The 25,457-nt window shown below is 57.0% G+C and carries 15 protein-coding genes and 2 pseudogenes; 15 read left to right on the top strand and 2 right to left on the bottom strand.

Features of this window, described 5'->3' with window-relative positions:
- The first annotated feature begins 78 nt into the window (after positions 1–78).
- From GYMC10_RS14960 to GYMC10_RS32960, 8 genes and pseudogenes are all read left to right on the top strand, one after another.
- On the top strand, positions 79–1,716 hold the full coding sequence (locus tag GYMC10_RS14960; RefSeq protein WP_015735255.1) for a hypothetical protein: 1,638 nt from the start codon (positions 79–81) through the stop codon (positions 1,714–1,716).
- 15 nt (positions 1,717–1,731) lie between these two features.
- Positions 1,732–2,862 (top strand): Gfo/Idh/MocA family protein, encoded by a 1,131-nt coding sequence (locus GYMC10_RS14955; protein ID WP_015735254.1) that lies wholly within the window; start codon positions 1,732–1,734, stop codon positions 2,860–2,862.
- Positions 2,859–3,954: pseudogene (locus GYMC10_RS32965) on the top strand (four-carbon acid sugar kinase family protein); the annotation flags it as partial. The gene GYMC10_RS14955 and the pseudogene GYMC10_RS32965, both read left to right, overlap by 4 nt.
- A 58-nt stretch (positions 3,955–4,012) precedes the next feature.
- Positions 4,013–4,180, top strand: a pseudogene (locus GYMC10_RS31870) (4-hydroxythreonine-4-phosphate dehydrogenase PdxA); the annotation flags it as partial.
- A 1,780-nt stretch (positions 4,181–5,960) separates the two neighbouring features.
- Positions 5,961–6,626, top strand: coding sequence for an aspartate/glutamate racemase family protein (locus GYMC10_RS14940; protein ID WP_015735253.1), 666 nt, complete (start codon positions 5,961–5,963; stop codon positions 6,624–6,626).
- A 28-nt stretch (positions 6,627–6,654) separates the two neighbouring features.
- Positions 6,655–7,926, top strand: coding sequence for a ribulose-bisphosphate carboxylase large subunit family protein (locus GYMC10_RS14935; RefSeq protein WP_015735252.1), 1,272 nt, complete (start codon positions 6,655–6,657; stop codon positions 7,924–7,926).
- Positions 7,923–9,329, top strand: coding sequence for a four-carbon acid sugar kinase family protein (locus GYMC10_RS14930; protein WP_015735251.1), 1,407 nt, complete (start codon positions 7,923–7,925; stop codon positions 9,327–9,329). Before GYMC10_RS14935 ends, GYMC10_RS14930 begins: the two co-directional genes overlap by 4 nt.
- Before the next feature lie 284 nt (positions 9,330–9,613).
- Positions 9,614–9,901 (top strand): hypothetical protein, encoded by a 288-nt coding sequence (locus GYMC10_RS32960; protein WP_235201791.1) that lies wholly within the window; start codon positions 9,614–9,616, stop codon positions 9,899–9,901.
- Positions 9,902–10,199: 298 nt separating this feature from the next.
- Here the strand turns inward: GYMC10_RS32960 and GYMC10_RS32955 are convergent, their stop codons facing one another.
- Positions 10,200–10,478, bottom strand: a complete 279-nt coding sequence (locus GYMC10_RS32955; RefSeq protein WP_251495686.1) for a hypothetical protein — start codon at positions 10,476–10,478, stop codon at positions 10,200–10,202.
- Between the two features lie 27 nt (positions 10,479–10,505).
- Between GYMC10_RS32955 and GYMC10_RS14925 the strand changes: the two genes are divergently transcribed.
- The 4 genes from GYMC10_RS14925 to GYMC10_RS14910 all read left to right on the top strand — a co-directional run bounded on the left by GYMC10_RS14925 (position 10,506) and on the right by GYMC10_RS14910 (position 18,531).
- Positions 10,506–13,508, top strand: a complete 3,003-nt coding sequence (locus GYMC10_RS14925) for a hypothetical protein (protein ID WP_261979725.1) — start codon at positions 10,506–10,508, stop codon at positions 13,506–13,508.
- Positions 13,505–14,524: a hypothetical protein gene (locus tag GYMC10_RS14920; RefSeq protein WP_015735249.1), complete on the top strand. Its 1,020-nt coding sequence runs from the start codon at positions 13,505–13,507 to the stop codon at positions 14,522–14,524. The genes GYMC10_RS14925 and GYMC10_RS14920 overlap by 4 nt, the downstream gene beginning before the upstream one ends.
- Entirely contained in the window at positions 14,511–17,210 is a 2,700-nt protein-coding gene (locus GYMC10_RS14915) for a family 78 glycoside hydrolase catalytic domain (protein ID WP_015735248.1), read from the top strand. Before GYMC10_RS14920 ends, GYMC10_RS14915 begins: the two co-directional genes overlap by 14 nt.
- A 109-nt stretch (positions 17,211–17,319) precedes the next feature.
- The gene (locus tag GYMC10_RS14910; protein ID WP_015735247.1) at positions 17,320–18,531 is read left to right on the top strand and encodes an iron-containing alcohol dehydrogenase; all 1,212 of its coding nucleotides are present in this window, start codon (positions 17,320–17,322) and stop codon (positions 18,529–18,531) included.
- Between the two features lie 180 nt (positions 18,532–18,711).
- Here GYMC10_RS14910 and GYMC10_RS31580 read toward each other — a convergent pair whose 3' ends face one another.
- Positions 18,712–20,160 carry an ABC transporter substrate-binding protein gene (locus tag GYMC10_RS31580; RefSeq protein ID WP_015735246.1) on the bottom strand — a complete coding sequence of 483 codons (1,449 nt, stop codon included), beginning with the start codon at positions 20,158–20,160 and terminating at the stop codon, positions 18,712–18,714.
- Positions 20,161–20,844: 684 nt separating this feature from the next.
- Between GYMC10_RS31580 and GYMC10_RS32950 the strand changes: the two genes are divergently transcribed.
- The 3 genes from GYMC10_RS32950 to GYMC10_RS31860 all read left to right on the top strand — a co-directional run bounded on the left by GYMC10_RS32950 (position 20,845) and on the right by GYMC10_RS31860 (position 24,641).
- Entirely contained in the window at positions 20,845–21,099 is a 255-nt protein-coding gene (locus GYMC10_RS32950; protein WP_261979746.1) for an IS110 family transposase, read from the top strand.
- 1,269 nt (positions 21,100–22,368) lie between these two features.
- Complete coding sequence (locus GYMC10_RS14900) at positions 22,369–23,307, top strand: GNAT family N-acetyltransferase (protein ID WP_015735244.1); 939 nt, start codon at positions 22,369–22,371, stop codon at positions 23,305–23,307.
- 944 nt (positions 23,308–24,251) lie between these two features.
- Entirely contained in the window at positions 24,252–24,641 is a 390-nt protein-coding gene (locus GYMC10_RS31860; RefSeq protein ID WP_015735242.1) for a redoxin domain-containing protein, read from the top strand.
- Positions 24,642–25,457: the final 816 nt, after the last annotated feature.

Genomic DNA, 25,457 nt, shown 5'->3' with positions numbered 1-25,457 from the left:
ACCGACGGAACGAGGGAATAAGAGAATAAAAGAATAACAGAATGAGAGAACGAGAGATTCGGAAAGGGGAACGAAAAAATGGCCAGACCAAAGCTGGGCATGCAGGGGCCCGTTATCGCCTGGCAGGATTCATGGGCGGGGGCAGCGTCCGACGAAATCATGCGAACGGGCACGGGCAGCGTCTATCCTTCCCAGGAGGCGCTCCCGGCTCCCGATTTGTTCCTTCAGGTGCTGAAGGAGCTTGGCTGCGATTTCTACGTGCACCACATGTTCCCGAACGGGGCCGGGCAATCGGCCATGGTGCGCGATATGGCCAAGCACGGCATGGACCTGTGCTTGGGCAACGAATACGGAAATATTAACGGACCTTACGCGGAAGGGACGAACCGGTACGACGTGCCCGACGAGGCGCTGCTGGAAGCCGCGGGAAGCGGCAAGCTGATCGGCCTGCTGTACGACGAGCCCGAGCATCTCCAAATCAACGCCTCGCAATATCGCAAGGATGCCTTCCTTCCGCATTGGGGGACCACGGAAGAAAACACGCTGCGGCAATCGCAAGATTCGGTTGTTCGCGCGGTGGCGGAGAGGACGGCGCACGTGCGCGGGATCCTGGCGAATGCCGGAGTCGATCCGGAGGGCGTGCCCTTGGTAGGCGAGTTTGTGTTCCCCACCCTCTTCCACACGAAAGCCAGGGGCGGAATGATCGTTTGTCCCAAAATCATGAAAGAGTCGTTCCAGTCGCTTCAGCTTTCCACGGCGCTCGGCGCGGCGAAGCAATACGGCCGAGGGCTGTGGATTTGCGCGGATTTGTGGGGACCGGACGTCGGGCCCTGGTTCATCCGGACGCCGGGATTCCCCGGGCACTCGCCGGAGGAGTACGCTTCGGCGCTCAAGATGGGCTACTTTATGGGACCGACCCATCTGTTCACGGAAAATATCGACGCTTTGCTGCAGCACGGGAACGGCAGCTTCCGCCGTACGGAGTTCGGAGAGGTGTGGGAGGAGTTCGTGCGGGACTTTATTCCGGCGCATCCCTTGACCTGGTCGCACGCGGAAGCCGACCCCGACATCGCGTTCATCCATTCGGACGACAGCAATTACGGGCAGAACGCAAGGTTGTTCGGCAACCGGGGGCTTGCCGTCCCCGACGCTGCGCAAAGTGTGTTCCGCGCGTGGCATCTGCTCAGCCACGGCACCATTCCCGCGCATGGCAGCTGCATGCATATTCCCGGCTTCGCCTTTCCGCGCCATCGCTTGAAAGCGGAGGTTCCTAGGGACGAATTTCCATTGCTGCGGGGCAGGCCTCATGCCATAGAGGAGCGGGTTCATCCGCTCTATTATCCGACGAACAACGTTCTCGTCTTCGACGAAACGGTGCGCGAGGAGCAGCTCGGAAATCCGAAATTGATTCTGGTTGCCGGCACTCGCCTTTCCGCGGAGACGCTGAAGGCGGTCCGTCGAAGAGCGGAAGCGGGAGCGACGGTCATGATCGCGGACTGGCTCGTCCCCGAGCCGTGGAAGGCCAGCGGCCGAACGGGCGAAGGCAAATGGCTGGTAACCGGCGATTTCCTGTCGGATGATCGGGTGAAGGAAGAAGCCGGGCCGCATCTCGGAGGTTCCGACTGTTGGATGCAGCGGTTCGCGGACGCGGAGGTAAGGATGTACAAGGCGGACGAGCGCGGGTTCATGCTGGATTTCGAAATTAGGAAAAGGTGAGGAGGAAGCCGATACATGAACACCTACAAGCTTGGCGTCGTTGGACTGGGGGAAGGCCGGAGCATTATGTCCGCGGCGTTAAGCAGCACGAGATGGGAGCTTGTCCAAGTATGCGATATTAATCCGGCGGTATGCAAGCTTCGGGCCGAGGAGTTCGGCTTCGATCAGTGGACGACGGATTACGGGGAGCTGTTAAGCAATCCGGCCATCGACGTCGTCGCCATTTATTCGCCCGACCCGCTGCACCTCCCCCACATGATTCAGGCGCTGCAGGCAGGCAAGCACGTCATCTGCACGAAACCGATGTTGACCTCGCTTGAGGGGGCGAACGAGCTGCTAGAGCTGGCGGGGAGATCCGGCAAGCATGTATTCGTCGGGCAAAGCTCCCGTTTCTTCGAACCGATGATCCGCCAGCGCGCAGATTACGAGCGGGGTCGCCACGGAAGCATCCAGACGGTTGAAGCTCATTATATCGCGGACAGCCGCTGGTTCTTGAACAAGCCGTGGAGCCGGCAGAAGGGCTTCAGCTGGATGTACAATTTCATGATACACGCCGTCGATCTGGTCCGCTGGTATTTGCCGGGCGCCTTGGAGGTGACCGGATACGGCAACGTCAGCGGGAACAGCCGCCAATACGGCCTCGAGACGTGGGATTCCATGCGGCTCCTCGTTCGGGACGAAGAAGGCAGGATCGGCCAAATATCGGGCAGCTATACCTTGCCGGCGTTAGGCTCGGAGGTCGAGCCGGGAATCGGCTGCGTCATTCGGGGGACGAAGGGCTCCTCGCGGGCGGAGTACTCCAATCTGCTGTATCATACGCGATTCGAGGGCGAAGGCCGCAAGACGTATTCCTTCGAGAATAAGCGCGATTATTACTTCCGATTCGAGGGCAACAGCCATCACGCGGGGGAATATCAGAACTACATCGACTATTTCGCGGAATGTCTGGACAATGGCGCGAAGCCGCTGCCGGACGCGGAGGAAGCGGTGGTGACGCTCGCCTTGATGGCGGCGATGGAGCGAACCATGCGGGAAGGCGGCAGGCCGGTCCGCGTGGATGAGCTGCTCCGCGAGAACGGGCTGGCGCATCTGCGGAAGCTCTTGCGGGACGAGACCATGAGCCGCGAGGAGATGCGTCTGCCATGAACGAGCTTGCGATTATCGCGGACGACTTGATGGGAGCCACCGACTCGGGCGTGCAGTTCGCGCGGAGAGGCTTCGATACGCAGGTCGTCTTGCATGCGGAAGAGGTTTCGGCGATCGAAAGGAATTCCGAAATTATCTGCTGGATACGGACAGCAGGGCGGTTGCCGCAGGCGAGGCCTACGAGCGGACCAGGCTCGCCGCGCTCCAAGTCGCGCGGATGGGCTTCAAGCACGTGTACAAAAAGCTGGATTCCACGCTGAGGGGCAATCTCGCGCGGAAATCGACGCCGTCGCGGATGCCATTCCCGTGGATTGCATCATCGTTGCACCCGCCTATCCGAAGATCGGAAGGACGACCCGAAACGGCATTCATTATGTGAACGATGTAAGGATCGATCGGACGGAAACCGCTAAGGATCCCAAATCTCCCGTCGCCGAAGCCGATCTCGTCAAGCTGCTGGCCTCCCAATCGCAACGGCAAGCGGGACTGCTGCCGCTTGAAGCACTGCGAGCGGGCGCGGAAGCCGCTAGCTTGCGAATCGGGAAGCTGCTTCGGAGCGGCATCGAAATCATCGTATGCGACGCCGTCTCGGACGAGGATTTGCGGCGAATCGCCGACGTCGCGGCGGCAGGCGTGGGACGAATGCTATGGGCAGGCTCGGCCGGTCTCGCGGAATGCCTGCCGGATTCGCTCGCGTTGGCGAGAGGCCACAGAGCGCATGAGCACCTGTCGCGAGTCGTCCCCGAAAGGGGGAAACCCGTTCTATTGGTTGCGGACAGCATCTCCAAGATTACCCGGAGCCAGGTTGCCGCGTTCAATCAATGCCCGCGAACAAAGGCCGTGGAGCTCGACGCCATCGCGGCCATGACTTCCGACGAAGGCTGCGACCGGGAGCTCGAGCGGTGCAGCTCGGCCGTCCGGACGGCGCTTGCGGCAGGCTTTGACGTTTCCTTGTACGCCGGCTGCTCGCCCGGACAAGTCCGGTCGGCCCAAGTGGCGGGCGCCGCGAGAGGATTGCAGGCGGCGGAAGTGTCGAACCGGATCGCGTCGCTGCTCGGTTTGGCGGCTTCCGAATGCATGGATACGACGGAGCTGCAAGGCGTCATTCTGACCGGGGGAGACACGGCGAAGGCCGTATGCAGGCATCTGACTGGAAGCCGGAGTCAACATTACCGTCGGTCTGCCGATTATCCGGACGAGCGTCGACCACGGAACGGCGTTCGATATCGCCGGCAAAGGCATTGCCGACGAGCAAAGCATGAAGGAAGCGATCCGCCAAGCGATCGAGCTGACGCCCGGCGGACGGCGATCCGAATAACGAGAGGGGGAATTCGCATGGCAACGCGTCAAATTCCGGACACGTTGATGCTGGAAGAACGGGCGGCCCATGCATTGAACGCCATGGTGGGCATGGCGGACGAGGATTTTGGCCATATCCCGTTTTTCGCGGCTAATTTAATGGCAAAGCCCGCGTTCGTGACGCATGGGGATTGGGATTACGGCTCCTCACACGGACGCATGATCGACGGCATGATCCTTGCCCGCCATATGTCCGGCGCCACGTTCGGACGCGAGGTGGAGGAGCGCTACCGGGCCAACTTGCTCTCCTTCTTCAAGGAAGACGGCATGAGCTATCGCCAATTGAATCCGGTATACCGCTGGGAGACGAACGCCAATCTGATCGATCAGCGCGCGGTCATCTTGTCGCTGGCGACATGGTACATGGAAACGGGGGACGAGAAGGCGAAGGAAGCGGCAGATCGTCACGTGGCCGCGTTGAAGCGGATCGCGGTCAAGGAGCGCGACATTTGGTATTACCCGGCATCCGAATACAAGGAATCCGGCTGGCCATCCGCGAACGCCGTGCAGCTCCGGCTTGCCCCGGATCCGGCTTCCTTCTGCGGCAGGCTGATCATGCCGCTCCTGAAGTACCACGAATTAACGGGAAATCCGGACGCCTTCGAGCTCTGCCAATATTTCACGGCGCTTATTACGGAACGAAGCCGTGTCTTCCTGGAGGACGGAAGCTTCAACGACGCGCCTGCCTACCGGAGCGGACATTTCCATACCCGCCTCGGCACGCTCGACGCGATCGCCCGTTTCGGCGAATTCACGGGCAACGCCGCATTGATTGCCTGGGTGAAGAAGAGCTACGATTGGGCGCTGACGAAGTGCACATCGTTCGGCTGGACCCCAGGCGATCTGCACGAGCAGGCTTACGAGCACGAAACCTGTTCGCTCGTGGACTTGATCGCGACCGGGATCACGCTCGCCAGGAACGGCTACGTGGAGTATTGGGGAACCGTGGAGCGGTTCATCCGGAACCATCTTGCGGAATCGCAATTGCTGGACTTGAATTGGGTCGAGCAGTTGGACGACAAGTCCCGCGACGTTCGCGCGGACCGCTCCTATTACAAGGTCGCGGACCGTTCGCGCGGCGCTTTCGCCGGCTATTCCGCTCCCAACGATTTCTGCTGCGACGTGAACGAGGGTCGCGGCCATACGAACGATTTGCAGCTTTGCTGCTTAGGCTCCGGAACCCGGGGGTTGTTCATGGGCTGGAGCAACGCCATTACCGAGCGGGACGGCATGATCAGCGTCAACTTCCTGCTGAACCGAGGCTCGAAATGGCTGGACGTCGACAGTTATTTGCCGCATGAAGGCAAAGTCGTGCTTCACGTTCGCCGGGATTTGCGGCGGCTGGCCGTTCGCATTCCGGAATGGGCGGGCTTTACCAAAATAAACGTGCTCCGCGAGCTCGGCGGCGAGACGGCGGAAAGCAACGGAAAAGCTCCGAGCAGTTGGATCAATAAATGCTTCCTGCTGCTCGGGGCGGCCCGCGAGGGCGAGACGATCACGATCACGTTTCCGTTAAGCTTCCGAACCACGCAGGAGAATGCGGTCGGCCAATCGTTCGCGGCGCAGTGGCGAGGCGATGACGTCGTCGAGATCAGTCCGAAGGGACGGCAAAAGCCGCTGTACAGCGGACGCGCCGTCTACGACCGCGCGCCTATGCGGGAGGGCGATTATCGCAGACCGGATCGCGATTTCGTCTGGTAGCGCCATGAAGCGCAATGATGAAAGACGGAGGGGAATCCATGAAATGGACGGTTGCCGCGGTATATACGGGCCAAGGGCTCGCGGATCCGCTGAAGAAAATATTCGATGAGCTGCTGCCGGACTGCCGGCTCGTCAATCTGATCGACGACGGTTTGATCCATGACGTCGTTCGCGCGGGAGAGATTACGCCGCTAGTGTCGAAGCGGCTGCTGACTTACTATCGGAACGCAGAGGAGCTTGGAGCCGACGTCATTCTGAATACCTGCTCCTCGGTCAGCGAAGCGGTCGACCGGGCGAGACCGTTCGTATCCGTGCCCATCGTGAAGATCGATCAGGAAATGGCTCTGGAAGCGGTAAGCCGCTATGCCCGCATCGGCGTCATCGCGACTTTGCCGACGACGCTGCAGCCGACCAAGGCCTTGCTGCTCTCCCAAGCGGAGGCGATCGGCCAAAAAGTCGCATTGGCGGACGGACTGGCGGCGGGAGCATATGATGCCCTGGTTGCCGGCAAGCCGGAAGAGCATGACGCGCTGATCGCGAACGCGGCGGCCGGCCTTGCCGGCTCGGTGGACGCGATCGTGCTCGCGCAAGGCTCGATGGCAAGGATGGAAGCCGCGCTCCGGGAGAAAACCGGCAAGCCGGTATTGTCGAGTCCGCGTTCGGGCGTCATGGCCGTGAAGCGGGCATTGGAATCTTTGAGTTAATCGATATGCTACGGCGAGGTGTTGGGAATTGGAAACGAATCGGGTAACGGCTACTTATTTGGTGGAAACCCCGTTGACGCTGGAGCAGGCGGCCGCGTCCATCGCGGGGGAGCAATCGACGGGCACGTTCACGGCGGTGCCCGGCGAGACGGAGCCGCTCAAGGAGCGGCACGGCGCCAGAATCGAACGAATCACGCCATTGGAGCAGGTTGCGCAGCCGTCGCTTCCCGGAGCGCTCGCTCCGCCGGCCGCTCAAGGATGCTATTCGCGCGGAGAGATTGTCGTGTCGTTCCCGCTTCATAATTTCGGGCCGTCGATTCCGAATCTGATGGCCTGCGTGGCCGGCAATCTGTACGAGCTCCGCGAGCTGTCGGGGTTGCGTCTCGTCGATCTGGAGCTGCCGGAGGACTTCAAGACCCGTTATCCGGGTCCGCGCTTCGGCATCGAAGGGACCCGGCGAATAACCGGAGTCCGCGGCCGGCCGATCATCGGTACGATCATTAAGCCGAGCGTGGGTCTCGGGCGTGCGGAATTGGAGGCGCTCGTATACGACCTGGCCGTATCGGGGGTTGATTTCATCAAGGACGACGAGCTGAACGCGAATCCGCCTTATTTGCCCCTGCGGGAAAAAGCGGAGACGGTGATGCGGGCCATCGGGAGAGCGGCGGACAAGACGGGGCGCAAGGCGATGTACGCCTGCAATATTACGGGCGACATCGAAGAGCTGCAACGAAACCACGAGCATGTGGTCAAGGCGGGCGGCAATTGCGTAATGGTCAGCATCAACAGCATCGGTTTCGCGGGACTCGCCTATTTGAACGGCTTCAGCGAGGTTCCCGTCCACGGTCACCGGAATCAGTGGGGGATGCTGACGCGGCACGGACAGCTCGGGATGGATTTCCGGGTCTATCAGAAGCTGTGCAGGCTTGCGGGGGCCGACCATCTGCACGTGAACGGTCTGGGCAGCAAGTTCTACGAAAGCGACGAATCCGTCGCGAGGTCCGTGGAAGCCTGTCTGCAGCCCATGTGGGACGGCTATTCGGCGATGCCGGTACTCTCGTCGGGGCAATGGGCGGGGACGGCGGAGACGACGTTCGAACGGACGCGATCGGTAGATGTCATGCATCTCGCCGGCGGAGGCATTCTTGCCCATCCGGACGGGCCGGCTGCCGGCGTTGAAAGCATGAAGCAAGGCTGGGAGGCCGCGATGCGCGGCATTCCCGCCGAAGAATACGCGAAGGAGCGGGTCGAGCTGCGGCGCGCGTTCGACAAGTTTAAGCACAAGGAACGAGCGCTATGAGCGTACCGGGAGCTATGCCGAAACATAACGATCGGCTGCTATGCTTCTACGGCGACGACTTTACCGGCTCCACCGACGCGATGGAGGCTCTCGCCAAGAGCGGCGCGGACACAGTGCTGTTTCTTGATCCCCCGCCGCCGGAGCTGCTCGCCGAACGGTTCCCGAACGTGCGGTGCTTCGGCGTCGCGGGCGTAAGCCGGTCGATGACGCCGGACGAGATGGAGCGCGAGCTTCGGCCGGCGCTCGAACGGCTCCATGCTTACGGAACGGCCGTCGTGCATTATAAAGTATGCTCCACCTTCGATTCTTCGCCCCGCGCGGGAAGCATCGGCAAGGTGCTGGAGCTGGGCAGGTCCGTCTATCCGCGTCAAAGGTACGTGCCGATCCTGGTCGGCGTGCCGGCCCTGAAGCGCTACACGCTGTTCGGCCACCACTTCGCCGCGGCGGGCGCCGACGGCGGTACGTACCGGCTGGACCGCCATCCCACGATGTCCCGCCATCCCATTACGCCCATGCGGGAATCCGATCTTCGCTTGCATCTTCGGGAGCAAACGGATTTGCCCGTTTCGTTAATGGAGTGGACGGCCTTGGACGGCGTGCCCGAGGAGGTGTCGGCCAGGCTCGAGCATCGGCTGGAGGTCGGGGAGCCGGCCGCTCTCCTGTTCGACGTCATCGACGACCCGCGGCTGGAGGCGGCGGGCAGATTAATGTGGCGGGAGGCCGAGGAACGGGGGACGGGACTATTCGTCATTGGCTCGTCGGGCGTGGAATACGCGCTGGCCGCCCATTGGGCGAAAGAGGGGCTCGTCGACCCGGGAGGGGCGCGGCTGCAAGCGGCGGAACAAGCGGATCAATTGTTGGTTGTCTCGGGAAGCTGTTCGCCGGTCACGCAATCGCAGATCGCGTGGGCGCTTAAGCGAGGTTACGCCGGCATACGGGTGCGGGCGCGGGATTGGCTCGAACCGGGGCGGGCGGACGAGGCGAGACGGTCGCTGCTGAAGCAGGCGCTGCCGTTCGTCGAGCAAGGCAGGAATATCATCGTCTATTCCGCGGACGGACCCGAGGATCCAGCCATCGCAGCGCTTCGGGAGGCCTTGAACGCCAGAGGCATGGAGCCGGCGGATTCCGGACGTTTGATCGGCACGCAGCTTGGCAGGCTGACCTCGGACCTCTTACGGGCGACGGGCTTGCGCCGCATTCTTATTGCCGGAGGCGATACCTCCGGGTACGTGACGCGCGAGCTGGGCATTTACGCCCTGTCATGCTTGAGCGCCATCGTCCCGGGGGGGCCGTTATGCCGTTGCTACTCCGAGGATCCGCGGCTGGACGGGCTTCAGCTGGCGCTGAAAGGCGGTCAGGTCGGGGGGGCCGATTATTTCGAACGCGTAAGACTCGGAGGATGAGAGCGATAGCGTGGCAGCCTGCGGCGTAAATGAACAATCGAAGCAAGCAATCGCTTCCCGGCACGGGAGTGACGGCTTGCTTTTTTCGTCCTCGAAATCAAGAAACGCAACGAATCGCACATCACTCAGAAATGACCTATAAAGTCGATGGAAGCAACCTATAAACAAAGCCTTTAAACCGTGTAGAGTGGTGTTCAAACGAACAGAACCCGGCTAGGCGGGGGAATCGCACGCTCGCGCGAAGGCCTGTATCGGAGAGGAGAGGGAATGGGCATGGTTTCGGAATGGACTCGAATGCACGATCGGTTCAAGGAGCCGGATCCGCGATACGGACCGGTGCCGTTCTGGTGGTGGAGCGGCGAAGAGGTGACGGAAGAGCGAATCCGGTGGCAGCTGCGGAAATTCCGGGAGGGAGGGCTGCGCAATATCGGCATTATCCATCTGGCGCCGACCGGACCGCAATACGGCTCCTGCGGCGATCGCCCGGCTTACATGAGCGAGGAATGGTGGACGCTGTTCGAGGCCGCGCTGCGGGAAGCGGAGCGGCTGGGGATGAGACTGTGGTTCTATGATCAAATCGGGTTCTCCGGCGCGAACGAACTCGCGCGCCTCGTCGCGGAGGTGCCGGCATACGCGGGCTATCAGCTGCGCAGGTATCCGAAGGATGAGGAAGCGCCTACTGGCTCCCAGCTCTTGCTGGAGACGGACGATTACCGGTACACCGCCGAGCGTCAGGGCTTCAACTGGCTGGATCCGAAAGCGTCGGCCGCTTTGCTCGACCGGGTGCACGGCGAATTCGAGAGACGCTTTCCGGACGATCTCGGCCGAACGATCGCGGGCAGCTTTCAAGACGAGCTGCCGCCGCTGCCGCTATGGTCGCCGGAAGTACCGATCCTCTATCGCGAGCGTCACCGGCACGATTTGTTGGAGGCGCTTCCAGCGTTGTTCGACGAAGGGCCGGGTGCGGCAGACGTTCGCCGACGCGTCTACGCGATCGCGGCGGAGCTCGCGGAACGGGCGTTCTTCGAGCCGCTCGGCGAGTGGCACCGCAAATACGGCATGCTGATCGGCTGCGACCAGGCCGGCCCGGCGCGCAGAGCCGACGTTAACGGCGCGCAGCGGCTGTACCTCGATTACTTCCGGACGCACCGGTGGTACAATTCGCCCGGAGCGGACATGGACGGGGACTTGAAGGCCCACTCCTCCCTCGTCCATTTGAACGGCGGATCCCGCGTCTGGTTGGAGGGCTTTCACTCCAGCGGCTGGGGCGGCACGCTCGAGGAAACGATGCATTGGTTGGTGCCTTGGCTGCAGACGGGCGTGACGCTGTTCAGTCCCCACGCCGTCTATTACTCCACCCGCGGCGGATGGTGGGAATGGGCGCCGCCGGATACGGGGTGGCGCCAGCCCTATTTCGAGCACTACGGGGTGTTCGCGGACACCGTCAGCCGGGTATGCCGCTTGCTGAGCGAGGGAAACCATGTCGCCGATGTTGCCGTTCATTATCCGTCTTATGCGGCGGTAGGGTATCTGTCCCTGGACGACGTGAAGCCGAAAGAGCATCCGATGGGCGCTTCCAACCGGGACCCCCGTGAGAGGATTACGCAGCTGAGACGGGCGTACTGGAGCGTGGCGGGCACAACCCACCGCAAGGATACCGAGACGTATGCGGGTTCGCTTCGCAACCTTGGACTCGACTTCGACGTCGTGGACGATTCCGCGCTGGAGAGAAGCCTCGTCAGGGACGGTAAGCTGGACATCGCCGGCGAGCGATTCGGCGTGCTCGTGTTATGCGGGACGACCGCCATGGACGCGCCGGCGCTTGCGGTGGCGCAGGCCATGGCGCGGCAGGGCGGGCTGGTCGTCGGGGTTGACGTCCCGGAGGAGGAGCGTGGAGCGATTCCGGGCGCCGTCTTCGTCGACACGGCGGAGGAGGCGGCCGCGCTCGCCGAGCGGAAGGCGGAGAAGCGAGCGGAAGGACCGGGACTGTCGCTGCATCGGCGAACGGACGACGCGGATATCTTTCTCCTGCTGCCGAAGAACGGTGAACTGCTGAAGATGCACGAACCGGCGGTCGAGTCCGCGCGGCCGCTTCCGCCAGCCGTCTACCGGCTGCGAACGGCCGGCGTTCCGGAGCTATGGGACCCGGTAACCGGCCGAACCGGTCCCGTCGCGTATGTGCGCGAGGGCGATTGGATCCGCGTAGAGGCCTCCTTCGACCATTGGCCTGCCGCTTTGATCGTGTGTGGCGCGACGTCCGTCCGGGATGCGGGAAGCCGAGCGGCAGACGAGTCGGCGGCGGCACGGACTTCGGCCTTGGTCTCGCATCGGGAACGCTTTCCCGCGGAGATCGGATCAGGTCCGGCAGGCGGCGGAGAGGAACGAACGCTGGAGGAGTGGCGCGTCCGGATCGAGCCGACGCTGGACAATCGGTACGGGGACTTCGACCTGCATGCTGAACGACGGGGACTGATGCCTCCCGAGCGGCGCATGATGCGGGTCCGCACGGAGGAACGCGGCGAGGACGGAACGGCGGCAGGCTGGCAGATGCAGGAGTATTCCGACGCGGGTTGGGACGAACGGCTATGGAGCGAAGCCGCTTACTGGCACGTTCATAAAGGCGAGTCCTACGATCCGAAAGAAGCGGAGCCGCTTGTCTACAGCACGGTATTCGGCGATCTGAAATTCCGGTCCTGGGCCGGACGGATGGGCCGCGTGCCGCGAAGATATTTGCATCTTGGCGAAGCGTCGAAGGGCGAAACCGTCTGGGCCGCCACGAACGCCATGGCTCGCGAGGAAGGATGCTTCTGGATCCGAACGGAAAGCAATGCCGATCTGCAGGGATGGGTGAACGGCGAGGCCATCGAATGGAGCGGCGGACCGGAGGAGAGGACGGCTTGGGTTCGGCTGAAGGAAGGGCCGAACGCGGTCTTGCTGCGAGCGGAAGCAAGATCGAAGGGCATGCAGCGCGCGGCGGTCGAAATCAACGAATCGGCCGCGATGCCCTTGCCCAAATGGATATACGCGGGACGGCCGGCTGCCAGCTCCCGCCTTCGGATCGGGCTGGCGGCGCCGCCGAACCGGCCGGCAAGCCGCGTGCGCCTTGTGTTCGCCGCGCGGGGAAGGGCGGTCCTTGCAGTGAACGGGATTGCCGTAACCGAGCATGGGGACTTCAATCCGTACATTCGGCAGGGCCAGGAGGAAGTCGATATTACTGCTTATTGGCGGGAAGGCGCGAACGACATCGCGCTGCTGCTGCCCGAAGGCAAAGGCGACGTGTTCGTCGACGGGAGAATCGAGCTGGCGGACGGCGGCGCGATTCCCTTCTGCACCGGTCCAGATTGGCTGGACGAACGGGGAGAACCTGCGCTAGTCCATCATGGCGGCGTGCTGCAGTTCGCCGAGACGGAGTCGCTCTGGATCAACGATCGTCCCCATCCGCTGCCCGGCGTGGGCTGGCTGATGCCGGGCTCGGCGCCTTCGACGGCGCCCGTCCCGTTCGTGGCGGACGCGAGCCGGATCGGCCGTCCGATTTGGCTCCGATTCCCTCTGCCCGTCGGTACGCATCGCATGCACCTGGAGGTCGAGGGCAAGGTGCGTCTTTGGATCGGCGGGCAAGAGACGGCGTTCGCAAGCGGTTGCTGTTCCTTCGCCCCGCAGGCGGCGGGAACGATGGCCGCCGTCCGAATCGAACCGGAAGGCGCGTTGACGGAAGCCGCCGTGATGAACGCGCCGATCCGGTTCGAAACCTTACCTCGCCTAGGGGAGCTTGGCGACTGGCGGACCGCGCTGCATCTTCCGCATCACAGCGGTGCCGTCGAATACGAGACGCGGCTGGAGCTCGCGGCGGAAGGCACGGTATTGCTCGATTTGGGCCACGTGAGGGGGACCGCCGAGGTGTGGGCGGACGGTGCTCCCGCCGGCGTCCGTGTATGGCGCCCGTATCGGTTCGCGTTAGGCAAGCTGGCCGCGGGCTCGCATAAGCTGCGCGTACGCGTCACGAATACGCTAGGCACATTCTATGAGCACGGCCGCCCGACCAGTCTCGTCGGCGCGAACCCGGCCGTCACCTACTGGGACAAGACGCCGAGGCCGGAATGGCAGGCTTCGTTCCCTGCCGGAGGGCTGTACGGTCCCGTTCGAGCATGGTTCACGCAATCGGAGGAGGATGAAAGATGACGATCGATGCTTGGCTGACGCCTTACAAACGGAGCGAACCGGTTCTGGTCGGCTCCGGGGAGGAAGGCGCTTTCGATTACCACGCGGTGGACTGCCCGTTCGTGTTCCGCCACAACGGCCGGTTCTACATGATGTACGTCGGCTACGACGGCATCGGCTATCAGACGGCGCTTGCGGTCGGCGACGATCTGCTGCGGTTCGAACCTTTATCGACGATATTGCGCCGCGACGAAGGCTCGGCCTGGGATTCGAGAAACGTGGCGGGAACCTGGATGCTGCGCGACAACGATTTGCACGGGCCGGGCACTCTCAAAAAGTGGAACGGCAAATATTGGCTTGCCTATCACTCCTATCCGGGCGAGGGCTACGAGGCAGGCTCGGCCCGAATCGGCTTGGCCTGGACGGAGGACGAGGAGCTGCTCGAGTGGCATCGGCTTCCGGAGCCGATCTTGACGCCGGAGGAAGGAGAGCCGTGGGAGAGCGGCGGGCTCTACAAGGAGTGCTTGCTCGAGCATGAAGGAACCTTTTATTTGTTCTACAACGCCAAAAACCAAACGCACGGCCGATGGATCGAGCAGACGGGTCTCGCGACCTCGACGGATCTCGTCCGGTGGACCCGGCATCCGGACAATCCCGTCCTTCGCGTTACGCCGGGGGCATGGGACGGCGGATTCGTCAGCGATCCTTGCGTGCTAAGGGACGGAGACCGCTGGGCCATGTTCTTCTTCGGCTTCGACTACAAGAAGGCGCAGGAAGGCGTCGCCTACTCCGCCGACCTTCTGAATTGGACCAAACATCCCGATCCGATCATCGAGACCGGCCAGCCGGGAGAGCTGGACGCATCCTACGCCCACAAGCCTTCCGTCATAGCGCACGAAGGCGTGTTGTACCACTTCTATACGGCATGCCGCAAGCCTCAGAAAGGCGACAGGACCTGCAACTTCTTCCCCGAATACCGAACGATCGCCGTGGCGACTTCGCGCGAGTTAAAGGAGGAGCAGCGTGGCGGCGATTAAAGCGACGGACTTGCGGACGGAGGGCATCCTTAACCCGTTCGGGCTGGACGCGGAGCGTCCCCGGTTAAGCTGGTCGTTCGGGCAGCCGGCCGGAGCCGGAAGCGGCCAAAGCGCTTACCGAATCGCCGTCGCGTCCAGCGAGGAGCGTCTAAAGCTCGGCGAACCGGATGTATGGGACAGCGGCATCGTGAGAAGCTGCGAGCATGTTTCCATCCCGTACGAAGGGGCGTCGCTGATGCCGAGGCGGAGGTATTACTGGCACGTAACGGCGTGGGACGGCCAAGGTCAACCGGCCGTCAGCAAGGCGGCATGGTGGGAGACGGGCCTATTGGCCGAAGCGAAATGGTCGGAGCGCTGGATCGGCGATGCCGCCGAAGCGGCGGACCGCGGACCGATGATCCAGCTCCGGAAGTCTTTCGAGGTGAAGAAGCCGGTTGCCCGCGCGCGCGCTTACGTAACCGGACTCGGACATTACGAGCTGCGCCTGAACGGGGCGAAGGTCGGCGACCGGCAGCTTGAGCCGGGGTGGACGAATTACGACAAGACGGTGCTGTACTCGGTTTACGACGTGACGCCCGGGCTCAGGCAGGGGGAGAACGCGGTGGGCGTTCTCCTCGGCAACGGCTTCTATCGCGTGGCCGGCGGACGCTACGCCAAGTTCAAGGGCAGCTTCGGCAACCCGAAATGTTTGGCGGAGCTGGTCATCGAATATGCCGACGGGACCGCGGAGACGATCGTCACCGACGGAACTTGGTCGCTAAGCGACAGCCCTCTTACCTTCTCATGTATTTACGGCGGCGAGGATTACGATGCCGGATTGGAGCGGACGGGCTGGGACGGTCCGGGCTTCGTGGAAGACGGGGATTGGAGACGCGCTTGCGAGCTGGAGCCCCCGCCCGGCAAACTGACGGCGCAATCGTCTCCCCCGCTCGCGATTACCAAGCGCTTGCCCGCACGCAGCGTCTCGGAGCCGCGGAGGGGCGTGTACGTCTACGACTTGGGGCAAAATTTCTCGGGCTGGCCGTGCATTCGCGTCAGCGGCCCGAACGGAACGCGGGTCAAGCTGAAGCCCGCGGAGCTCTTGACGGAAGAGGGATTGGCCAATCAGAAATATTCGGGATCGCCATACGAGCTGAATTACGTCTTGAAGGGGGAAGGCATCGAAGAATGGCATCCCCGGTTCACGTATTACGGCTTCCGGTACGTGCAAGTGGAGGGCGCGGCGCCCGCCGGCGAAGGCGTCGAGGAATCGGACCTTCCCGTGCTGCACGGTCTCGAAGGCCACATGATCGGTCCGGACGTCGAGGACGCCGGGGGCTTTCGGTGCTCGGATCCGCTGCTCAACCGGATTCACGAGATCATCAACTGGGCGATCCTCAGCAACATGAAGAGCGTCTTCACGGACTGTCCGCATCGCGAGAAGCTGGGCTGGTTGGAGCAGCTACATCTCATGGGGCCTTCCGTCATGTTCAACTACGAATGCGAAGCGCTGCTCGAGAAGATCATGCGCGACATGTCGGATGCCCAGCTTCCGAACGGCATGGTGCCGACGACGGCGCCGGAGTACGTCGTATTCGAGGAGCCTTGGCACATGTTTCGCGACGCGGCCGCTTGGGGGGGCTCCTATATTCTGCTCGCGTGGGAGATGCTTCGGCGTTACGGCAGCGTCGGAACGCTCGAGCGGCACTACGAGGGGATGGGCCGTTATGTCCATTATTTGACCGAGGCATCGGACGGCTTCATTCTGCGCGGCGGGCTCGGCGACTGGTACGACATCGGACCGAAAGGCCCCGGCTTCGCTCAGAATACGTCCGTCGCGCTGGTCGAGACGGCCATCTTCTTCGGGCTGGCGAGAGCGCTCGGCGAAATCGCGCTGGTGCTCGGCAAAGCCGAGGACGCTTCCGCCCATTCGCGGCTATCCGAATCCATTCGAACGGCGTTTCATTCGGCGTTCTACGATACGGCTAACGCCATGTACGCCGAAGGGAGCGACACGGCCATCGCCATGCCGCTCGCGATCGGCCTTGCCCCCGAGGAACTGCGCGGCGTCCTCTTGGACCGCCTCGTCCGCAATATCGGGGAGCGGGGCTGGCAGACGACCGCCGGTGACGTCGGGCACCGCTACGTGCTGTCGGCGCTTGCAAGCGGAGGCCGGTCGGATGTCGTCGGCAAGATGGCGAGAAACCCGCATGCGCCCGGCTACGCTTATCAGGTCGCTCACGGCGCGACGTCGCTGACCGAAGCCTGGGACGGACCGACCGTCGGAAAATCGCAAAACCATTTCATGCTGGGCCACTTGGAGGAGTGGCTGTACGCCAGCCTTGCCGGCTTGGATTATCGTTATCGCCCGGAAGTCGGACGCTACCTCGTCAAGGCGAAGCCGACGGTCGTCCAAGGCGTCGAATGGGCGGAAGCGTGGCAGCAGCTTCGCTCCGGCAGGGCGAGCGTCCGCTGGGAGCTCGGCCCGTCTAACCAAATGACCGTCCGGGTCGATATTCCGGCGAACAGCGAAGGTCTGATCCGGATTCCCTCCTCTCCGGACACGCCGGTGCTCGCGAGCGGGCCGGACGTCGCATACGAGGGACACGAAGACGGTCACGCGGTCTATCGTTCGGGCCCGGGCTCTTATTGCTTTACCTTTGCCGCGAATCATCGAACGACCGAGATGGAAAGAGAACGAATGTGATGAAATCGCGATTCGATCAAGGATTACCGGATTACGAGAATCGCGATACACAAGCAAGGCGGCGACAGCCCGCACGAATAACGAGGGGCAAATCCGGGAGGGAATTCGAATGAATGAGCCTGCAAGAATCTATCAATTTCAAACCTCCGGCAAAATCATCGCCGGACTTCACGCGATGCAAAATCTAGGGCCGGAACTTCGCGGCTTGGGCCGGATCAATAAGGCGCTGATCGTCGCATCGGACGCGATGCGAAGGCAAGGCGCAACGGACGAGCTGGCCGCGCGGCTGGCCGGAAGCGGCATCGCCTCCGAAACGATCGGCGGCGTCATGCGGGAGCCGACCGCGGACCACATCGAAGCGCTGGCCGACCGAATCGGGCAAGAGCCCTTCGACGTCTACATCGGAATCGGCGGCGGCAGCGTCCTGGACGCGACGAAGCTCCTGTCCGTCTTGCGTACGAACCGGCTGCGCGTGAGAGAGATGATCGGCACGGAGCGGATTCCCCATGCGGGAGTACCGACGGCGCTTATCCCGACGACGTCCGGCACGGGATCGGAAGTCACGCCGAACGCCATCGTGACGCTGGAGGAGGAAGCGTTGAAGCTGGGCATCGTCAGCAGCCGCTTATACGCGAGCTTGGTCGTGCTGGATCCCGCCTTGACACTGTCGCTTCCGCGGTCGATCACGGCGGAAACCGGCATGGACGCTTTCACGCACGCGTTGGAATCCTTTCTGTCCAACAAAGCGAACCCGATCAGCGACATGCTGGCCTTGGAGTCGATTCGTCTGCTCTCGGGAAGCATCGTGTCCGCGTTCCATGACGGACACGCCGTCGAAGACCGAAGCGCGATGCTTCTTGGTTCGATGTTCGGCGGAATGGCGCTCGCGGGCTCCGGCACGGCGGCCGTTCACGCGATGGCGTATCCGCTCGGCGGCAGGTTCCATATCCCTCACGGGGCGGCGAACGCGATGCTCCTTCCGCATGTCATGGCGTTCAATATGGACAGCGTTCAGGATAAGCTGAGGCGCGTCGCTTCCGCCATGGGCATCGTGACCGAAGCGGGCGCTTCCGCCGATGCGGCGGAGCTTGTCGTCGAACGGATCGCGGAGTGGACGAAAGAGCTGCAAATTCCGCAGAATCTAGCCGTCTACGGCGTGCAGTCCTCGGATGTTCCCGTACTCGCCGAAGCCGCTTTCCAAGTCAAGCGATTGATGGACAACAACCCGAAGCCGATGTCGATCCTTGACATCGAGGACGTTTACCGCAAACTGCTCCCTCGGATTGAATATGCTTGCAAGGAAGGTGATGCAAGCCTGTAACGGAGCCATTCGATTGGTTAACAACATGGAGGAAGTGTGAATCATGATACGCTTTATCGCTTTAAAGAGCTTAAACATTCATATGTTGTAAAAAAATCGGCTTACGCCTGTTTGCACAGGTACGATAAGCCGATCTTCTTTATTTTGAGCTCAGAGTCTGTTCAAGGGTACGACATTTGCTTACCAGTCTTTACCCGATTCCGACTGGGATTTGATGTAGTTGGGAATGTCCACGGTCTCGGTGACGGTAAACGCCGCCTCAACCGACATCGCGTCCTTCAACACGTGCTGCCGGAACACGGAATACAGCGGAATATCCCAGTACTCGGTGTTCTGGTAGTTCTGTACGACAGCATTGGAACCCCAATACACACCCGAGGTGTCGACGTTGGCCAGCCCTGGAATGTCGTCACCAAAGCTGTCCACGACTGCCGGCGTCTCCAGGACTCCCTTGATGGCATTGCGAGATAGCGCTACCTGTCCCTCCTCCGACACCAGCCATTTTACGATCTCGATGGCCTTCTCCTGATGGCGCGCCTGCGGCGGAATGAACGCCGCCATCGTGTTGGGCTGGTAAGTCGTTTCTGAACGATTCTTGAGCACTGGCACCGACGTGACACCGACATCGATACTCCTCAACCATTCATGGTAGATCTCTTCATCCTCATCCTTGATGAAGAGGTCGTCGCCAACGTATGCCGGCAGCTTCTGCAATGTGTCCACCGCCATCGCGACATGCCCGGGACGGCTCATGTCGCCCTTGAGGAAATCGTTAACCGTGGTGAACCCGTTACGAGGAAGCCAGAGGAACCGATCGATGTTCTCTCCCAATTGGTTCCACTCCGGTGACGTGATGTCCACCTTCACGTCCGCAGATGCTGGCTCCTCGCTGTCAGTCGGCTGGAAGGGATACAGCCCGAGCTGGTTATACTGCAAGTAGTTGTCGGGATGCTGCATGAAACCCTTGTAGGCGTCAAGCCCGTCCTGGGTGGTCAGCTTCTTGGCCAGCTTGAAGATCTCGTCGTACGTCATGCCTGGCGTAGGATACTTTACGCCAAACTTATCGAAGATCTTCTTATTGTAGTAGAGTACATAGTCGTCGATAAAGAGCGGAACGCCGTAGATCCCGCCATCTGACCGCGACTTTACCATCTCCACTGCGGCCTGGTTGAGCGAGCCCAGGTCGATCCCGCTCTGCTCGATCATAGGAGTCATATCCTGGACCCAGCTGCGATGCTCGAAATCACGATCAATCCGGTTGTACGGGTTATCGATGATAATATCGGGTACGATCCCGGCCGCATCCAGATCCTCATAGCGGACCGGATAGTCCCAGGTGCCAACCTTGATTTTAAGTCCCGGGAACGCTTCCCGAAGCTTGTCGCCGATGATCTCGTTGAATACCACGTCGCCGCCGGTGTGGTCGTCCTCGTTCGTGCTATATTCGAACGGTTTGTAGTTGGCCGCGAAGATGTAGATCTCATTGTCATCGACGGAGTAGGGTGTGTTGTATCGGTTAGGAATGCTTATGCTGCCCGTGCCGTCCTCGGCCGCGGAGCTAAGGGGCGCAAAACTAACAGTCATAGCTAACATCAGCATTAGACTTAAACCTTTTTTGGACTTGGACATCTCAAATTCCCTCCCATTATAAAGTAATGTTTTCTCCTGCTTTCTCGCTCATTCTTAGCTTTTTAACTTCGACATATAGAAGCGTTTGGAGGATAATTGAAAAATATGATTTTTTTCTTTAATAGCCGGTGGCGGGAATAGAGCCTGTACTTAACCAGGGTCTATGCTCTACCTCTCAAGAAAGGCCGCTTCTTGCTCCTTTGCGAGGGGATTATAATCTTTTGGCTTCTCCGGTGCTTTCGTTGTCGTAGTTATGTCCAGGTGAATAAGCGAGACTACAGTTTGTCGAGCCCTTTTCACCTCCTTTCATACAAAGTTTACAATTCGATGTTTTTATTCTATATTATTGCAATATTTACATTACTACGATCTAACACCATTATGTATAGGGCAAAAGCGCTTTCATAGAGGTGAATGCGTTCATTCATTGCGCTAAACGGGTTTTCGGATAAAGTCGCGCATGTCATAGATAGAATTCAAGACAGACAGGAGAAAGGTATTGTCCCTGCTTCTGAATTTCTGAAGGAAATGCTTACGAGTTACAGCAATTTGCGGAATACGAACCGGAAGAAACGATTTTGTACAGTTTATATGTAGAGAAATTAACCGAGTTAAAACTTGATCCCTTCGAAGAGGAGAAGCTGAAAAAAGCGTTAGCGCAAACCCTAACGAAAAGCTGTAGACATTGAGCATGGAACGAGTGGATTCGAACAATTCGCGGAAATGCTGAGTAGGCTTCAAGCTGAAACGGGTTTGGCTCCAGTGGTGGTTCTGGAAGCAACAGGGCATTACCACCGTGCATTGGTTTCATATTTGGATCGAAGTGACTACACCTATTACATGGTGAATCCGTTGCAATCCAAACGAGCGAAAAGGACACAGTTACGCAAAGTCAAAACAGATAGTCATTCAGGGAAGTGCAGGGAGGTCCCATTCTAAACGATGGGCGAACATAAAAAAAATACTGATTTCTCAAATGAATCTTTCTAATGTTGAAAGTAGTCCGGTATTTCATCAAATTCTGAATCGTTACACTTCAGAATTAATATTAAATTATTTCCACCAATGGTTAGCCATTGCTGAAGAAGGGGCAAGACTTACTGTCGCACCAAAATGGAAACAGATCAATGAAATGATTGGAATGAGCTTACCGTCGATAATCGGCTTCATGAATTTGAATCCCCGTGGTCCGTATTCGAAAAGTTAGGTCTAGTAAACATCGCTGATCGCAACGAAATACTTCGAGTATTTGGAAATATGGAAACACAGTCCATAAAGCATAACATTGGAGATAAAAGAAGGGGCCTTCTGGAGTTAAATGGTTTCGATCATGAGTTAATTCAGCAAACACTGGGTGTAAACTTAAAAGAATACAACGAGAATATTATACTGTCTCTGATTAAACCATTTTTAGGATTGTATAGTTCCTGGGAACATTGGTTTCACGATGAACTCCATTGGTGTAGGGAATGTATAAAGAGGGGATACCATTCATGGTTTCATCAGTTTAAGCTTCTTGATGAATGTGTATTTCATGGAGGTGAGTTGATTAATTCATGTCCTGATTGCAGAGGAAAGATACCTTTTTTATTAACCAATAAACAGTTGGATCAAGCTTTTATGTGTAAGTGTGGACATTTACTCGCTAATTTGCATTCTTCTAGTTGGAAAGAATGGAGAGGAGAGGACCGGATAGTATAAATCAAAAAATAAGATGTATTTAATTGGGTTCAATATAACTTGAACGAAACAAAATCACTATCTAAATGGATCATTCATGCGCAGCATTGTAACTTGAAATTGATAATTAATGCAGCTCCAGAAGATACATGTGATTTTGTTGAAATTGATCCTATTCATGAACATCAGTACCATTCTAGTCGTTTCCAAAATGATTTGTTGCGTATCTGTTGTCGAGGGACAAGAACATGGTCCCATAGAAAGTCGCTAAAATAGCGGCTTTTTTGTTTTATCGGGACAAGAACTTGTACCGATTACCGTAAAGGACAAAAACATGTTCCGATTACCGATTAGATAAATATCTAACTGTTTTTCCAATTTCATTAAGCTAACGAGCAGATTAGTTTAAATATAATTAATTTGTACAAGAAACCACATTTAACGTTCTGTTATTATTTTAATTGTGAGAACTCTACTTAATTTACAATCACTGCAAATCACGAACTCATTTATTTAGGGGGATAACATGTGCAATTAGTTAATTGGTCTGAAGACATAAATTTTTTTGATTTATCAAATGAATATTCAATTCGTAGGGCCGATCATGAAGAGTGGGGACTGTATTGTTCGGTTTATTATAATATGCGTTATAACGGTTTTTTCAGGGAAGAAGGTTTCAATACTCCACGAAGAAATTCTTTTTGGATCTATAAAGGAGAGTCTAGAATAGGTGGAGTAAGGATGGCACCAAATACTATTTATCATTTATTTTATATCCCCCCGTTTAATAATTCATATGAGGTACTGAAGCTTCTTAAAAAAATGTTAATACACTGGTCTGATAGAACTAAACACATAAGAACCTTTGAGATTCTTCCAGATCAAGTTAATTTATTTACAAGAGCAGGATTTTGGCCAGATGAATTTAGATGTCGTTGGATGCAACGGCCTACAGATCATTTTCAGGTTATTTGGGATAGTAATCTTACAGTTAAATGCCCTCAGATTAAGGAAGATGAGACGGGTGCAAAGAGATTCATTAACGAAGATGAAATCGCTTGGTGTGATTATAATAGCTTCACAGGAGGTTTTGAAGCAATACGGAGAAAAAAATCTTCTCTTGAAGATTTTATACCTAAGGAAGATCCTAATTTTACAAACGAGACTTTAATTCAAGCTTCTACACTTATATATGATAAGGATACGAGTCAGCTTATTGCAAATTGTCGTCTTTGTTTACAAGACAATCAAGCAGCAGTATACAGTATTGGCGTTATGCCCACTTACAGGGGAAGAGGGTTGGCTACAGGTATGTTGAAAAGAGCCCTGAGTGTCCTTAAAGATAAATATCCAGTTCTAAGGCTATACGTAATGGAAGGAAATGATGCAGAGTCAGTCTATCTTAACCTCGGGTTTATTCCTGGAGTACTGGAGATACAGAGTATGTATATTCCTTTGAATCGGTAGTAAAGTTGTCAAAATAGGTGTTTATATGTATTATTACCATAATCAGGGTGAATCCGTGTTATTAACAATTAGATCAGATTAATACGGTTGGTTTTGTCGAAGGACAAGAAAATGTTCCCATAGAAAGTCGCTAAAATAGCGGCTTTTTTGTTTTATCGGTACAAGTTCTTGTCCCGAGTCAAAGACAAGAACTTGTACCGATTGCCGTAATGGACAAGAACATGAGCCGATTACCGATTAGATAAGTGTCTAACTAAGTTTCCATGCAATTTAATCAAATCTAACGGGCAGTTTAGCTGAGCGAAATTATATCCCACAAGTGGTTTATCTGAATGTCGGCTATCCGACGAACCCAAGATTCGATGTACCAAGAAGCAGCTTGCCAGCAGCAACCTGATCTAATAATGAACTTTCGGTAGTACCAACCCAACCTGGTCATCGAATATAGGAAAGGGGACTGGGTTAATAGGTCGATAATGTCCCTTTCTTCCAATTTTGACAACGGATGAAGAAGTTCCCGCACGAGTTCGTCATTGCCAATTAACGTGCTAAGATACGCGACTTGTAAATGATCTTCGCAAAATGAGCGTTTTTGAAAATCCATACAATCATTGAAAACTTCCGATAACATACTCATCATATAGAGATTTCTCCATTTTTACTTTTTGATTTTGTTAGTATAAGTAACCATCCATTTATTTATCCATTTCTTGTCCCACAGAATGGTTTCTCTAATGTCGAAGGACAAGAACATAGTCCCATTAGAAATCGCATTTAAGATATTATTCTCTTTTTGTAGACAGTGTGTTAAGAGCGCATTAAAGCCAACTTGGGGGGGGGGGGGGGCAATCGGCGAAATAGAAAAGACATATGACATCGAATTCAAGAGTCAAGTCTGTTGCGATGTTTCTGGAGGATGGTCTTGGCTATTAGACGTAAGCACCTTGAGTACCGACGATAGAATGGATCGAAGAAGGGTAGCTTATTTCTGGGCATCTTGGTGCAATCCATGCGTAAATGAGTTGCCGCTGCTGAACGAGGCGTATAAGCTGTCAGATGTGGAAATGCTTGCGATTAATGTCGGAGAGAACAAAGAGACGGCTCAAAAATTCGTGGACCGGTATGAGCTCGAGTTTCCGATAGTACTGGACAGCGACCTGAATATCAAACAAAATTACCAAGTCGTCGGGATGCCCCTCACGGTCTTAATTGATGAGGATGGTACCATGGTAGAGAGACACGAGGGGGAGCTGACCGAGATGGAAGATATTTTAAACTTCATGGCTCGAATCAAGCGGGACGAAAAGAAACTGCTTAGATTCCAAATAAAATAAACAAATTTATGCTTACAGCCGTTTTTTAGATGGAAAGAATGCTTGTGACCGTTAATGCATTTCTTGATCGTGACGTGGCAAGAGCGAGGAAATGATTCTGGAGAATTAGGCTTGGGATTATGTATTCGGGAAAGTTCGAAGACTGAACGGAAAGTGCAGTATGAACTCTTCATTGAGCATTTCTCACTAGGCTATACTGAAAATGGTCGACAGACTGCTGCCAGATGGTTGGAAGGATCAGTTGTCACTCTTCCTTAAGCTTCGCGCGTCCTTCGTTCGCGGATTTTTTTTCAATCATTGGTTTGAAAGCTGTAGGAACCTAAGGGGTCACTAAATGATTTATTTATTAATTATTTAAGTGTAGGGTACGGTGAAGTACCTCAGAGAAATATACTAACTGATATGCAAGTTAGTGAGTTCGTTATGGAGAACATCATTTGCTATCATAATAACCGGCTTCCTGTACGAGGAGCCGGTTATTTCATGTTGTAAGTGAAGTTGTTCATTTCCTGCACGAATCCAGTACACAATTTTTTATCGACTTATTCCGAGCGATACTTCAGAATTTTTAATCCGTCCGCCGCCAAAAAGGATGCAAGCATTCAGAAACTACGAAGACAAATGAATGCTCGATTTTCGGCTGCATTATTTTTCTGGATTGCTACAATAATTCAGTATTCCATACAAGAATAAGTGTCAAAACAAGCAGTATCAAGGAGGCGTAGCATGATATCGGAACAATTGAAACAACAGGCCCTAATCGATAAAAAATCCGAATATGGATTAGCACTGGATCATAAGAGGGGCACCTCCATC

This window comes from Paenibacillus sp. Y412MC10, from assembly GCF_000024685.1.
GTDB classification, from domain to species: Bacteria; Bacillota; Bacilli; order Paenibacillales; family Paenibacillaceae; genus Paenibacillus_AQ; species Paenibacillus_AQ lautus_A.
The sequence above is the reverse complement of the archived record's forward strand: the minus strand, read 5'-3'. Positions and strand labels throughout refer to the sequence as shown.

Coding starts and splice junctions, on each gene's coding strand:
- GYMC10_RS14920 (WP_015735249.1), top strand. CDS start 13,505: ATGACGATCGATGCTTGGCTGACGCCTTACAAACGGAGCGAACCGGTT.
- GYMC10_RS14940 (WP_015735253.1), top strand. CDS start 5,961: ATGAAATGGACGGTTGCCGCGGTATATACGGGCCAAGGGCTCGCGGAT.
- GYMC10_RS32960 (WP_235201791.1), top strand. CDS start 9,614: ATGGACTCGAATGCACGATCGGTTCAAGGAGCCGGATCCGCGATACGG.
- GYMC10_RS14930 (WP_015735251.1), top strand. CDS start 7,923: ATGAGCGTACCGGGAGCTATGCCGAAACATAACGATCGGCTGCTATGC.
- GYMC10_RS14925 (WP_261979725.1), top strand. CDS start 10,506: ATGGACGGGGACTTGAAGGCCCACTCCTCCCTCGTCCATTTGAACGGC.
- GYMC10_RS31580 (WP_015735246.1), bottom strand. CDS start 20,160: ATGTCCAAGTCCAAAAAAGGTTTAAGTCTAATGCTGATGTTAGCTATG.
- GYMC10_RS14910 (WP_015735247.1), top strand. CDS start 17,320: ATGAATGAGCCTGCAAGAATCTATCAATTTCAAACCTCCGGCAAAATC.
- GYMC10_RS14960 (WP_015735255.1), top strand. CDS start 79: ATGGCCAGACCAAAGCTGGGCATGCAGGGGCCCGTTATCGCCTGGCAG.
- GYMC10_RS14955 (WP_015735254.1), top strand. CDS start 1,732: ATGAACACCTACAAGCTTGGCGTCGTTGGACTGGGGGAAGGCCGGAGC.